The organism is Vibrio fortis (assembly GCF_024347475.1).
In the GTDB taxonomy this organism is placed as follows: Bacteria; Pseudomonadota; Gammaproteobacteria; order Enterobacterales; family Vibrionaceae; genus Vibrio; species Vibrio fortis.
In genome coordinates, this window is record NZ_AP025487.1 from 1,312,735 (window position 1) to 1,325,510 (window position 12,776).

11 protein-coding genes are annotated in these 12,776 nt (G+C 44.6%); 5 read left to right on the forward strand and 6 right to left on the reverse strand.

The window, feature by feature from the left end; translation table 11 throughout:
• Positions 1 to 19: 19 nt before the first annotated feature.
• Positions 20 to 451, reverse strand: a complete 432-nt coding sequence (locus tag OCV50_RS05950) for a MarR family winged helix-turn-helix transcriptional regulator (RefSeq protein ID WP_261903957.1) — start codon at positions 449 to 451, stop codon at positions 20 to 22.
• A 99-nt stretch (positions 452 to 550) separates the two neighbouring features.
• Here OCV50_RS05950 and OCV50_RS05955 point away from each other — a divergent pair, with 99 nt between their 5' ends.
• A complete protein-coding gene (locus OCV50_RS05955) occupies positions 551 to 1,042 on the forward strand; it encodes a DUF2798 domain-containing protein (protein WP_261903958.1) in 492 nt (163 codons plus the stop codon).
• A gap of 63 nt (positions 1,043 to 1,105) precedes the next feature.
• A complete protein-coding gene (locus OCV50_RS05960; protein ID WP_261903959.1) occupies positions 1,106 to 1,405 on the forward strand; it encodes a DUF3861 domain-containing protein in 300 nt (99 codons plus the stop codon).
• A gap of 64 nt (positions 1,406 to 1,469) precedes the next feature.
• Here OCV50_RS05960 and OCV50_RS05965 read toward each other — a convergent pair whose 3' ends face one another.
• Positions 1,470 to 2,297 (reverse strand): DUF2797 domain-containing protein, encoded by an 828-nt coding sequence (locus tag OCV50_RS05965; protein ID WP_261903960.1) that lies wholly within the window; start codon positions 2,295 to 2,297, stop codon positions 1,470 to 1,472.
• Positions 2,298 to 2,574: 277 nt separating this feature from the next.
• On the opposite strand from OCV50_RS05965, the gene OCV50_RS05970 reads away from it, so the two are divergent.
• A complete protein-coding gene (locus OCV50_RS05970) occupies positions 2,575 to 3,870 on the forward strand; it encodes a GGDEF domain-containing protein (protein ID WP_261903961.1) in 1,296 nt (431 codons plus the stop codon).
• A gap of 196 nt (positions 3,871 to 4,066) precedes the next feature.
• Here OCV50_RS05970 and OCV50_RS05975 read toward each other — a convergent pair whose 3' ends face one another.
• The 3 genes from OCV50_RS05975 to OCV50_RS05985 form a co-directional block, all read right to left on the reverse strand.
• Positions 4,067 to 5,437: an SLC13 family permease gene (locus OCV50_RS05975; RefSeq protein WP_239840727.1), complete on the reverse strand. Its 1,371-nt coding sequence runs from the start codon at positions 5,435 to 5,437 to the stop codon at positions 4,067 to 4,069.
• Positions 5,438 to 5,634: 197 nt separating this feature from the next.
• On the reverse strand, positions 5,635 to 6,363 hold the full coding sequence (locus OCV50_RS05980; protein ID WP_239840728.1) for a SanA/YdcF family protein: 729 nt from the start codon (positions 6,361 to 6,363) through the stop codon (positions 5,635 to 5,637).
• Between the two features lie 147 nt (positions 6,364 to 6,510).
• Positions 6,511 to 8,199, reverse strand: a complete 1,689-nt coding sequence (locus tag OCV50_RS05985) for an NAD-dependent malic enzyme (RefSeq protein WP_239840729.1) — start codon at positions 8,197 to 8,199, stop codon at positions 6,511 to 6,513.
• Positions 8,200 to 8,384: 185 nt separating this feature from the next.
• Here OCV50_RS05985 and OCV50_RS05990 point away from each other — a divergent pair, with 185 nt between their 5' ends.
• Complete coding sequence (locus OCV50_RS05990; RefSeq protein ID WP_261903962.1) at positions 8,385 to 10,775, forward strand: helicase-related protein; 2,391 nt, start codon at positions 8,385 to 8,387, stop codon at positions 10,773 to 10,775.
• A 206-nt stretch (positions 10,776 to 10,981) separates the two neighbouring features.
• Positions 10,982 to 11,359 (forward strand): transporter, encoded by a 378-nt coding sequence (locus tag OCV50_RS05995; RefSeq protein WP_239840731.1) that lies wholly within the window; start codon positions 10,982 to 10,984, stop codon positions 11,357 to 11,359.
• Positions 11,360 to 11,521: 162 nt separating this feature from the next.
• Here the strand turns inward: OCV50_RS05995 and OCV50_RS06000 are convergent, their stop codons facing one another.
• Positions 11,522 to 12,625 carry a phosphoribosylaminoimidazolesuccinocarboxamide synthase gene (locus OCV50_RS06000; RefSeq protein ID WP_261903963.1) on the reverse strand — a complete coding sequence of 368 codons (1,104 nt, stop codon included), beginning with the start codon at positions 12,623 to 12,625 and terminating at the stop codon, positions 11,522 to 11,524.
• Positions 12,626 to 12,776 lie beyond the last annotated feature (151 nt).

The window sequence follows — 12,776 nt, forward strand, 5'->3', positions numbered from 1 at the left end:
GAAATAGTGCGCTCTTTTTTTATCCTTTCCAATTGAGATTTTGAGCCATCGCTTTAGCTACTCGCTCAAAGGTTGCGAGCTCTTCACTATCAATGCCTATCTTCATCTTCTTAAACATCTCGCTATCAACCTCAGTTAGCTGATCAACAATGGCTTTACCGCGCTCGGTGATGGCTAAACATTGACTGCGTTTGTCTTCGGGATTGGGCTCTTTAACGATCAATTCTTGTTTAATTAGGGCACTGAGAAGGCGAGTCACTTGCGCCTTATCTCGGTCCAAAAAGTTCGCGATATCAACAGCAGTACACTGCGGCTTCTTGGTGATGATCTTTAATACACGCACGTGCATGGGTGCAATATCGAGATCCAACGCCTCTATCTTTTCATGCACATTTCTTTTTACGGCATGTACCAATTTAAACAGGCTATCCAGTGATTTACCTTCAGACATAAAAACGCCTCAGTCAAACTAGTTGACATTATCAATCAAATTAAACTATAGTTGACATTATCAACTTAATTCAAAGCTAATTCAAGACTGGAGAAGAGAATGACTGTACAAGCTGTGATGAATGAATCAGTAATCAAGCCACAGAAAACGCCGCTTATCCAAAAAGTCTTGGTTATGTTGGGCATGGTTAGCCTAATGGGTGGCACGATCACCGGAACAATGACGTACCTTAACCTAGGTTTAACAGAGACTTTCTTTGTCGATTGGGCAACTAACTTTTTTACAGCGTTAGTTACAGTGATCCCAATGGGTTTCACCTTGATGGCGCTGTTAACCAAAGGCGCACAAAAGCTACTTCCTAATATGGCAGCGAAAGCGAGAGACGCGCTGGTTGGCATCATTATGGCGCTAGTGATGGAGTCGGGGATGGCACTAACAAGTGCGTATCACAATGTGGGGTTGAGCAATCGCACTGACTTTATAGAAACATGGATGAATGGAGTACTAGGAGCACTGCCTGTGGCGCTAGTGCTCATGATAACGGTCTCAATGACGATGAAGCCGAAGGTGGAGAAGTTCCTAAAGAGCTAACCAGAATCATCGTCATTTCTTAACTTTATTAACGACCAACTTAAATGCATTAGAGGCCATAAAATGATTTCGACAATTCGCAAAGATAAACAGTACCGCATCACCATTGAAGAAGTCGGTACCGAACAAGCAAGAACACTAGAGTTTGATTACCAAGACCGTGAAGATCTATTCAACGTTGTCGACAGTTTGAAAAAGGGTAGTGGGCTTGAACCTGAAATGGCAACGAAAGTGGCGGTAGCCCTTCGTCTGCTTGGCCCTGTGATGATGAAAGATCGCAAGCATCCTTTGTTTTTGGATTTCATGCCGCATTTTAAAACGTTCATGCAGAACCTTAAAAGTACTGTCAAAGAGAGGCTCTAAGTAGGCTGAGCTCTTAAAAATAACGGCGCAATATAGCGCCGATATTGTTATGTCATTTGAAGTATTACTCAGCAGACACTTCTACTTCGTACGAGCCAAATTTGCGAATGTTGATTACACCCGTATCAAGAATCAGGTATTGGCCTTTAATCCCTTGCAGTACACCGGCTACTTCTGGATTCTTATCGAAGTTATGTGACGTGATCTTCACTGGGTGTTGCTCAACTGGGTAGCTAAGTGGCGTGATGTTTTCATTAAGAACTTCAATCGCGTCATCACCAAATTGAGCTTTGATCTCTTGAATCTTGTCTTCCACAAGAGGTAGCAACTCTTTCGCGCGCTCAATCAATTCGATGTCATCGCCATCACCTTTTAATAGGGTGCGCCAGTTGGTTTTATCTGCGATGTGCTTTGCCAGTTCAACTTCAATCAGACCTGAGATCTGACGAGTCTTCACTTTCAAGATAGGCAAGCCTTGAGTGGCACCTTGATCAATCCAACGTGTTGGGATCTGAGTATGACGAGTAATGCCCACTTTAAGGCTTGAGGTATTTGATAGGTACACGAAGTGATCAACCATGCAGTTCTCTTCGCCCCATTGAGGCTCACGACAGGTGCCTTGATCGTAGTGACAAGTTTCTGGTTTCATGATGCACATATCGCAGCTTGCTAGCTTCTTCATACAAACAAAGCAGTGACCTTGAGAGTAGCTTTTCTTGGTTTTCTTACCGCAAGAGCAGCAGAAGATGTTGCCAGTGTGCGTGAGGTTAATGGTTTTGCCGATCAAAGGGTTAAGTTCTACAAACTCTTCGCCGACCGGTAGACGATACGTAACCGTACCATCAAGAGAAGCACTCATCTTTTTGAGTGTTCCTTTCGCTAATAAAGACATGACATTACTCGTGCGTTTTTGATTATATTTTGCGATCTAGCCGTAGCCTTTGCCGCATTGATTATTCAGTCAGTATACCAAATACAGATACTCTAAGTACGTAATATTGATGATTGATAAGGCGTTCGAACTTTTATTGAGCACTCTCTAAATTATAGTATGACATTTTGAAAAGCCGTGCTATAACGATGGAAAGCGAGTATGAGCGTTTGGCATAGTCGCAGAGTCTTGTTTGTACAAAACGCCGATTGTGCGCGTAAGATTGGAAACATAATCAGTGAAATGGATACATAAGGTTGTCATATTTTTGGTTGTGGCGACTTTGGCAATTGTTCAGCTATATCAAGTGAGTGGCAATCGGGTCATCACGGAAATTACCCCAAATAAGTTTGAATTTATCGCAACCAGCGATAAGGTCGACAATGGCGTCAGTACTTCGGTTTTGAGTTTCAAAGACGGTCATTATGTATTGGATTGTGAACTGATAAAGTCTGAATACCCTTGGCCTTATTGTGGGCTGTCTATCAAAATCAACTCTGATCCAACTATCGGGATCGACCTGTCTCAATATCATACTTTTCGAGTCAATATCGACTACCACACCAGTGAAGAGTCTAGTGGTCGATTGAGAACTTACTTACGCAATTATAACCCTGCTTATTCAACGCCAGATGATGAATATTCCTTTAAATACAATGGAATGGAGTTCCAGCCAGGTGTCGACGGTGGTGTGATTGAAATCCCAATCGCAAACTTACAAGTGATGACATGGTGGCTTGCAGATAATGACATTGCAATGGAACACTCTGCTCCTGAATACTCGAACGTGAACTTTGTTGAATTCGCCACTGGCTCAGGCGCCAAACTTGGTAAGCATCAGATTGTTATTAAGAGCATTGAATTCGAAGGCTCTTACTTCAGTGCGGAAAGTTTGTTTCTTATCCTGCTGTTTGTTTGGGTAGGAACAGGGACTGCTTTCTTGTTATCGGAGTTACATAGCTCGCGTAAGCGAATGGTGATTGCAGAAAAGCGTCATGCACACCTAAAGAACGTCAACAAATCTCTTCGTGAACAGAATTTTGAATTTTCAGAGCTCGCCAATCGTGATGAGCTAACTGGAACACTGAATCGTCACGCTGTCCGTGATTGGCTTAAAGCGCAATCTCAAGACGTAAAGCAGGGCTATGGTGTGTTTAGTATGCTCTATTTCGATATTGACCACTTCAAGTCGGTGAACGATCAGTACGGCCATCAAATGGGTGACCACATACTGCGCGAGTTTTCTATGGTGGTGGGGAGTCTAATTAGCTCAACCGACAAGTTGGTGCGATGGGGAGGGGAAGAGTTCATTGTTTTTTGCCCAGAAACGTCCATTGCGGAAGCGCAAGCCAAGGCGGAGAAAATCCGAAACATCGTAAGTCAGCATCTATGGATTCATGGCGATCCTCTAACCTGCAGTATTGGTGTTGCTCAAATGAAGCAGGAACGGATGACAGAAACCATCGCTAGAGCAGACGAAGCGCTCTATCAGGCGAAGCATTCAGGCAGAAACCAAGTGGTGGTGAGTCAATAGTAGATTAGAGATCGAAAGTCTACGTTTCTTGTATCGAAAGAGAGCTTTAAGAAAAAAAGGTGGCGCGTGAGGCCACCAAAGGGAAAGTATGCCTGTGTTGTTGTTAGTAGGTGCCAGGCTATGATTACACTCTTGATTATTGAAACGGGTTGTTAGGGGGAATCACAACCCGTTTTTGTGGAGCAAGGAGTGTTGATTACCAGAAGATCCACGCGAACAGTGTTAGTGCCATAATACATACAATGTTAAGCACCATACCGATACGCATCATCTCTTTCTGCTTGATGTGGCCAGAGCCAAATACAATAGCGTTTGGTGGTGTCGCAACAGGAAGCATGAAGGCACACGACGCTGCTACAGCAATCAGTGCAGACAAGATAACTGGTGACATACCTAGTGCTTCAGCAATCGTTGCGAATACAGGAACCAGAAGTGCTGCACTTGCGGTGTTACTTGCGAACTCTGTTAGGAATACCACGAAAGCCACAACCGCTAAGATAGTTAGAAGTACGCCAGCCTGTTCTAGGAAACCACTTAGTGAGTGAGCTAGGAAAACACTGGTGCCCGTCGCTTTAAGAATGTTACTTAGACAGATACCGCCACCAAATAGGATCAATACGCCCCAGTCAGTTGTTTTCTCAACGTCTTTCCATTCTACTGCGCGAGATGCACCAAGCAGGACGATAGCGCCAATAGCAACCAGGCTATCGAACTTCGAGAAACCACCGATCATTGCGTTGATTGGTTTGCCGAAAATCCATAAAGTAACCGTTAGCAAGAAGATCGATAGAGTGATTTTTTTGCTGTTTGTCCACTCAACTGGCTTATGGTCTAGCTCAAAAGTGTGGTTCAGCTGTGGCTTAGTCATCGCGTATAGAATAACCATCGCAATAGGTAGAAGAATCAGAGAGATAGGAAGACCTAGCGCCATCCACTCTGTAAAGCTTAAGCCAACTTCTGCCGCTGCGATTGCGTTTGGTGGGCTACCTACTAGCGTTGCTATACCACCGATTGACGCACAGTAAGCGATACCAAGTAGAACGAATACATAAGTATTGCGGTCTTCACGTTGGTCGACTTTGTTCATAACACCCAAAACCAGAGGCAGCATCATTGCTGTCGTTGCGGTGTTTGAAATCCACATTGATAGACCTGCACTCACACCGAATAGCATGAAGATCGCGACCGACATTTTACCCTTGGCGATAAGAAGTACTTTATCGGCGATCGCTTTGTCCAGCTCTTGCTTGTTTAATGCCGCTGCTAATGCAAACCCACCTAGGAAAAGAAAGATAATTGGGTTGGAGAAGTTTGCCAGTGCCGCAGGGGTATTAAAGACACCAAATACAACAGCGAGCAACGGAACAAGCAGTGCCGTGATGCTGACGTGAATCGCCTCTGTAAGCCAAAGTACGGCAACAAAGATCAAGATACTTAGACCAGTGTTGACCTGCGATTCGAAGGGTAGGGTATTAATCAAGGTCGCAAACAACAAGAAATTCCCGATTAGGATCATGCTGTTGCGGGTGAACAACCAGTGTTTCAGTGTAGTAACAAGTGCCGTCATATGGCGCTCCTTTTGTTTCACCTCAGTTATTAGGTGCGCCTATTTTTTATGTGGCGCTTATTGTGTTTGAGGTGTTTGACTTGATGTAGGGTCAGACTTTGTTGACAGAATGTTACTCAAGTTAATAAAGGAGTGTTGGTGTGTTTTGTTCTTGGTGTAGCAAAGTGTGAGGCGACAAATCGAAAATGTGTAGATTTCTACACATCGGGTTGTGGATTACTGTTTTCCGGGGTTGCGCTAGGTTGAATCGGTTCTTTAGGACCCAAGAATTTAGGTGCGGTACCTATGATGTAGAGGTCTAAAAATGCCTTGGTTCGTGCAAAAACTTCACGTAATCGAATAGAGAAACCGGAGTGTTTAGTTGGGCCTGAAACCGCTAAACACTGCGCGTGGATATCGTAAGAGCTCGCGATAAATAACGCGCGCTCACAGTGAAACTTTTGAGTGATAATTAAGAAGTTATCCGTATCAAAAATCTTTTTGGCGCGAACGATGGAGTCGAGTGTTCGGAAACCCGCGTAATCGAGGTTGATACGCTCTTCTGGTACACCGGCTTTAAGAAGGTCACGCTTCATGGTCCAAGGCTCGTTATAAGAGCGATGTGCGTTATCACCACTTAATAGAAACTGATTTATGGTGCCTTGATTATACAGTTCGATAGCGGCATCGATTCGGTGTTTATAGTATTCATTCAGAGTGCGACCTAGGTACTTACTGGTTCCTAAAACAACCGCCACTTCACGTTGTGGAACGTCGTCAATCTGCGTAATGATGCGCCCTTTAGCTTGCCAAGAAACCCAGTAATCAATACCAATAACCGATGCAGCCCCAATCAATACAATGATGAATAGGGAGAACAGGATGGTGTGGATTTTTTTGCTCGCCTTCTTAAAAAGAGCGGTCAAATTTGAAGAACTGAATTTCACTCGAGGTAGGGTCCTTGCGCCTGAGCATCATTAACGAATTGTCGATAGTAACAAAAATATCTTATAAAAATGAACGATTAACTGATGCCAAAATGAAAAAAAAAGCCCCTGCTAGGCAGAGGCTTTAGAGACAGTCGTTAGTCTGGCTTAGAAAGCAGTACGCTTATAGCGACGGTACACTGGCTGCCAGAAGTGCTGGTCGATAGCTTGTTGTAGCGCTTCTTCTGTAATTTCTAGCGCAACACCTTGCTCGATCGCTTTCTTACCAACGGCAAAAGCAATCTTCTTAGAGACAGTGTGGATCTCTTCCAATGGTGGTAGAAGAGCACCAGAGCCATTGATTGCTAGTGGAGAACAAGTCGCTAGTGCACGGCTTGATTCCATCAACATTTCGTCGGTAATGCGAGAAGCATTAACCGCTAGAACACCAAGACCAATACCCGGGAAGATGTAGCTGTTGTTACATTGTGCGATTGGGTAAGTTGTGCCTTTGTGAGTCACTGGCTCAAACGGGCTACCTGTTGCAACAAGTGCTTGGCCTTCTGTCCAACGAATGATGTCGTTTGGCGTCGCTTCAACACGGCTTGTTGGGTTAGATAGAGGGAACACTATTGGGCGTTCACAGTGAAGGTTCATCTCTTGGATAACTTCTTTACTGAACAGACCCGGCGCGCCCGAAACACCAACAAGTACAGTAGGTTTCGCGTTACGTACAACATCCAGTAGCGAGAAACCAGTACCTTCTGTTTCCCAACCTTCAGTGTTCTTATTGGTTTGAACTAGACGTTGTTGGAAGTCCAGTAGGTTTGGCATGCCTTCTTGTAGCAGACCCCAACGGTCAACCATGTAAACTTGTGAGCGAGCTTGCTCGTCGCTGATACCTTCAGACACCATTTGTGCGATGATCGCTTCTGCGATACCACAGCCTGCAGAGCCTGCACCTAAGAATGTTACGCGCTGCTCAGATAGTTTGCTGCCCGCCGCTTTACAAGCCGCCAATAGTGAACCAACGGTTACTGCAGCGGTACCTTGAATATCATCGTTGAAACAACAGATGCGGTTTTTGTAGCGCTCAAGTAGTGGCATTGCGTTCTTCTGAGCGAAATCCTCAAATTGAACTAATGCATCTGGCCAACGACGTTGAACGGCTTGAATGAACTCTTCAACGAATGCGTCGTAATCCGCACCCGTAATACGAGGATGGCGCCAACCCATGTACATTGGATCTGCTAGACGTTGCGGGTTGTTGGTACCAACATCAAGAACGATAGGTAGCATGTAAGCTGGGCTGATGCCGCCACATGCTGTGTATAGAGAAAGCTTACCAATTGGAATACCCATACCACCGATACCTTGGTCTCCCAAACCAAGAATGCGCTCACCGTCCGTTACCACGATTACTTTTACGTTGTGGTTTGTCGCATTGTTCAGTAGGTCATCGATACGATCACGGTTCGGGTAAGAGATAAACAGACCACGACCACGACGGTAGATGTTAGAAAAGTTTTCACATGCCGCACCTACTGTTGGTGTGTAGATGATTGGCATCATTTCAGAGATATGATTCTGAACTAAACGATAGAAGAGTGTTTCGTTAGTATCTTGGATGTTGCGCAGGTAAATGTGCTTATCCATGTCGCTTTCGAAGTTGCAGTACTGCTTGTAAGCACGACCAACTTGCTCTTGAATCGTTTCTGTATTTTCAGGCAGAAGGCCTTCTAAGTTAAAAGAAGAACGCTCTTCAGCGGTGAATGCACTGCCTTTATTTAGAAGAGGAGTACTTAGTAGCGCAGGGCCTGAATATGGGATGTACAGAGGACGTTTGTCGTTGTTCATTGGAAGCCTAATATGGGAGAAAGAAAAACGGAAAAAATGATAACGGTTTAGTTATTCAATTGTAAACTGTTTATCCCTTATATAACCAAACAAAATGACGATCTCACTGCTTTGCCACACTTCTCGAATATCGAGCCAAGATTTAGGTATACTTAGCTCACATTTTTCATCTATTGACACCTTTTATGTCTCTACTACCCATCGATTCTTATCAACATGCACTTCATGAACTCCTCCCTTCAAGCCACCTCGTTGTAGAAGCCGAAACCGGCTCTGGTAAGTCGACGCGTTTACCGGTTTGGGCGTCAAAGCATGGTCGAGTATTAGTGATTGAGCCGAGACGTATTGCTTGTACTTCGCTGGCTGAGTTCTTAGCGACGTCATCAGGTAAGCCACTTGGAGAAGAGGTGGGTTATGCGATTAAGCTCGAAGCCAAGTACAACGAATCGACTCAGGTGACATTTGTTACCCAGGGTGTTGCGTTGCGCTGGTTAGTAGAAGATGGGTTGAAGACGTTCGATATTGTAGTGGTTGATGAATTTCATGAGCGTCGCTGGGATATTGATTTGTTGGTTGCGATCTTAAAAGCGCGTAGCCAACATCGACTAGTCGTAACGTCGGCGACAATCGAAGGTGCGAAGCTTGCGCACTATCTCAATGCAAAGCGCATCACCTGCGAAGGTCGAAACTACCATGTCGCTATTGAGCATCGAGCGTCAGACTCTCGTCATTTACCAGATAGTCGTAATATAGAGCGACGCGTTGCTGATGAAGTGAAGCAGCAGTTAGTAGCGTGCAGTGGCGATATTCTTGTTTTCCTGCCGGGTAAAAAAGAGATCCTACAAACGGCTCAGGCACTGAATGCCATAGACGGGATTGGCGTATGCCCGCTCTATGCATCGGTTTCAGATGGCGAACGTAATCGTGCATTGTCAGATATCCCGTTAGATACACCACAGCGAAAAACCAAAGTGATTCTGGCAACTAACGTGGCCGAGACCTCCCTAACCATTCCAAATATTGCGTTAGTGATAGACTCTGGTCTTGAGCGAAGAACGGTTCAGCGTAATGGTAGAACGACTCTGACATTGAAGGCTATATCACAAGCCAGTGCGAAACAGCGAGCAGGGCGTGCGGGGCGCGTTATGGACGGTAAGTGTGTTCGTCTATTCGGTGAACATGCTGCACTTGAGCTCGTAACGCCACCTGAGATGCAACGTGAAGAGTTGATTGAGCCGATGTTAGCGGCAGCCTGCTGTCAGATGAGGCTTGAAGATTTAGACCTATTAGATGAGTTACCGGAAAAGTCACTGTTAAAAGCGAAGCAGACTTTGCTTTTGATGGAAGCGATAGACAGTGAAGGGAAGGCGACAGAACATGGTAAACGCATGTATCCGTTACCTATCGATGCCTTGCATGCAGATATCGTGACCCGAATTAAGACCAAAGCGCTTAAAGAAGCGATGATTGATCTTACCGCAGCACTCTCAGTGCCTGCTCGGCTTTATCAGCTACCGAATAACCCAGAACAGTTAGATGCTCTGTTCAAAGAAGAGAAAGAGGGCTGCGATCTTACGCTATTAATCGGTGTCGTCCGTGGTAAAGAATACCCTCATCTTGTAATCGATAAGCAAGCATTATTAGAAGCTCAAGGTTTAGCTGAGCAGATGCGCGAGCTGTTTGAGTTACCTCAACTGGAAGTCGCGTCTCGATATAATAGGGTCGATTTACTCAAAGAGATTTTACGCCTGCACCCAGAGCTTGCGTTTGTTCGCAGAACTAAGCGTCGAGAGGCATTTGCCAATGGGGAGCTCGAAGTCATGTTAGGTAGGGAAAATCGAGTTCCAGACAGCAGTGAAGCTTTGTTAGTGCTTGATACCTATAGTTTACCGGGGCGAGGCGTAAAACAGACGTTGACGTTAGCCACGACGGTGGCTCCGATTCCAATTCAGTTGCTTGTCGAACAAGAGTTGGGTGAGTGGCAACAAGGAGAAACCGTTGTAGAAGGGTCATCAGATAACGCTGGTCAGGTATTCACAACCATGTCTTTGATTTACGCAGGCCGCGTGATTGATACCAAATTGATTGAGGCTCAAGGTCAGCTTTCACTTAAACCTGTCATTGATATGGTTCTTAATGACCAATATTTGGAAGGATTTGCAAAACAGAGAACTCAAGAGATCAAGCATTGGCAGCTCTATGTGAGAATGGGTTTGAGTGAATGTTGTGAGTACTCGCCAGAAATCGAAGCGCTCAACTTTGTCGATTGGTTTGCAGCGCAGCTAGAAGAGTTAGGCGTGAGCCAAGTCGATGAGCTAGAGATGTTTGATGCAGAAGATATCCCATTTGATGGTATTCCATATTGGGAGTACGCGGAATTTGCAGAAAAATACCCATTCCATTTACTATTGGCCGACCTCCAGCTCGATGTCGAATATCTTCCTCAGAGAAAGCTAGTGTATGTTCATTATTCAAGCGGTGGACGCAAAACTCCGCCCAAGCGCTGGGAGCTGCCCGTTTGGTCAGGTTGGCGTATCCAGTACAAGAAAGCGAGCCGAGTTTTGGACGTAAAATAAGACGAATTACTTCAATTTGTAAAATATTAATCAAATAGACGCATATATGAGTTTTCAGTGCGTCTTTTGTTACAAAATTGATTTTTATATGCCTTTTTAACCAATCAAAAGGTCATAAAAGACCATTCTTCTATATCCTATTGCTATAAAGAAAGAGTTAGTGGATATTAAAAGTATATTGTGTTGCCAATGTGTCGGGGGACATCATGGATAAACAAAAAGAAACCTGTGTAGAATTTGATTACACAAACTTTCTTGGCGCGTCATGCGACAAAAAATGGACTTTTCTAGAAGCACTCACCACATTTGCCCCTGTGTTCGGTACGGTTTGGAAAGATAGCATCAAAGATCTGGCGACTCCGGAAGATCGTTTATGGGAAAAAGCACTCAAGTCGCTCTCTACGCGAAAGAGTGATGAGTCGAACATCGTGACATTACTTAAGCTGGCAAAGTTGGAAGGCATTAATGAACTAAAAGTAGTCATGCCGTACTCGTTGGAGGATGAGCAGATCGAGTACATCGAATCACGAAGCCACTTGGTGATCACGGGAAGCTCAGCGGAAGAGTTCACAATAAAGTTATAGAGTTATAGATAGCGAGGCGTTGTACCAACCACAGTGAGTATTATCTCGACGCCAAGTTGAATAACAACAAAGGGCCGCTTATCAACTTCATTAATCGATTTACTGATTAATAAAGCGATAAGCGGCCCTTTGAGTAACAGACCTTATTGATAAAAAGGAGTGTTAGTCGATTAGGTTGTACTCAGCACGTAAGATGTCAACGATCTCTTGCTTAGGATTATCGCTCAACTCAATTTTGCTACCTGTAATCTTTTCAGCAATATCAAGGTAGGTACGAGACAGTGACATTAGCGCATCAAGCGGCAGTTCGTTATCACGAGCCAACGCTTCACGTTCAGGCATGCGCTCTTTGTTAAGTAGAATGTCAGCATCTGGGAAGTGGTTCAGCAAGAACTGGCGGAAGCCTTCTTTAGAGTTCTCGACGATGTTGCCTTTGTTGTACTCTTCGGTATCCCAAATACGTGATGAATCTGGCGTGCCAACTTCATCCATGTAGATGAGTTTTTCATTGCCTTGAGCATCGTTGACGTAACCAAACTCAAACTTGGTATCAACGAAGGTTTGATCAACCTTGTTCAATGCTTCACTAATCACGCCAAAGCCTTCTTTTAGTAGCTTTTCGTAGTGAGCAATATCGCTCTCTTTTGTGAAGTTAAATGCTGCGAAGTTCTGCTCGATATTCTGACGAGTGATATTGACATCATCAGCTTCTGGTACGCCAGGAATGCCCTTAAGAATACCCTTAGTCGACGGTGTGATCAGTAGCTCTGGAAGCTTCTTATCTTTCTCTAGTCCTTCTGGCATTTCGATGCCACAGAACTCGCGTTCACCATTTGCGTATGCACGCCACATTGAACCAGTAATGTATTGGCGACAAATCGCTTCAATCATCACAGGACGTGCTTTTTGTACAATCCAAACGAATGGGTGAGGGATATCTAGAATGTGACTGTCAGCCAGACCGTTATCTTTAAACAGCTTAAACCAGTGGTTAGAGATAGCGTTGAGTGCAGCGCCTTTACCAGGAACACCTTTTAAGCCGCCTTCGCCATGCCAAATACAGTCAAACGCAGAGATACGGTCACTAATAACCATGATTGCTAACGGCGCATCAGGTGCGACATCGTAGCCTTTCTCTTTAATTAGTCTTTGACTATCTTCTTCGGTTAACCAGTAAACTGAGCGAACTTTGCCACTGTGGACAGGTTTATCAGTACGGATGGGTAGATCATCATTTACGGCTAGAACTTGATCAGCGAGGCTCATTTAGACATTCCTATCTTTTATCAAACGTCATACAGAGAAGTGCATAACACACTCGATTAGGTGGGCATTATACCCAATCTAAATTCTGCTTCCAGAGAAAAAGCAAACGTTTGCCTATTTCTTTTTAATCCGCTGTTTCTTTTCTATCCAC

Bases quoted from the DNA above. Each gene is read 5' to 3' on its own strand.
- OCV50_RS05950 (WP_261903957.1), bottom strand. From the start codon at position 451: ATGTCTGAAGGTAAATCACTGGATAGCCTGTTTAAATTGGTACATGCC.
- OCV50_RS05955 (WP_261903958.1), top strand. From the start codon at position 551: ATGACTGTACAAGCTGTGATGAATGAATCAGTAATCAAGCCACAGAAA.
- OCV50_RS05960 (WP_261903959.1), top strand. From the start codon at position 1,106: ATGATTTCGACAATTCGCAAAGATAAACAGTACCGCATCACCATTGAA.
- OCV50_RS05965 (WP_261903960.1), bottom strand. From the start codon at position 2,297: ATGTCTTTATTAGCGAAAGGAACACTCAAAAAGATGAGTGCTTCTCTT.
- OCV50_RS05975 (WP_239840727.1), bottom strand. From the start codon at position 5,437: ATGACGGCACTTGTTACTACACTGAAACACTGGTTGTTCACCCGCAAC.
- OCV50_RS05985 (WP_239840729.1), bottom strand. From the start codon at position 8,199: ATGAACAACGACAAACGTCCTCTGTACATCCCATATTCAGGCCCTGCG.
- OCV50_RS05990 (WP_261903962.1), top strand. From the start codon at position 8,385: ATGTCTCTACTACCCATCGATTCTTATCAACATGCACTTCATGAACTC.
- OCV50_RS05995 (WP_239840731.1), top strand. From the start codon at position 10,982: ATGGATAAACAAAAAGAAACCTGTGTAGAATTTGATTACACAAACTTT.
- OCV50_RS06000 (WP_261903963.1), bottom strand. From the start codon at position 12,625: ATGAGCCTCGCTGATCAAGTTCTAGCCGTAAATGATGATCTACCCATC.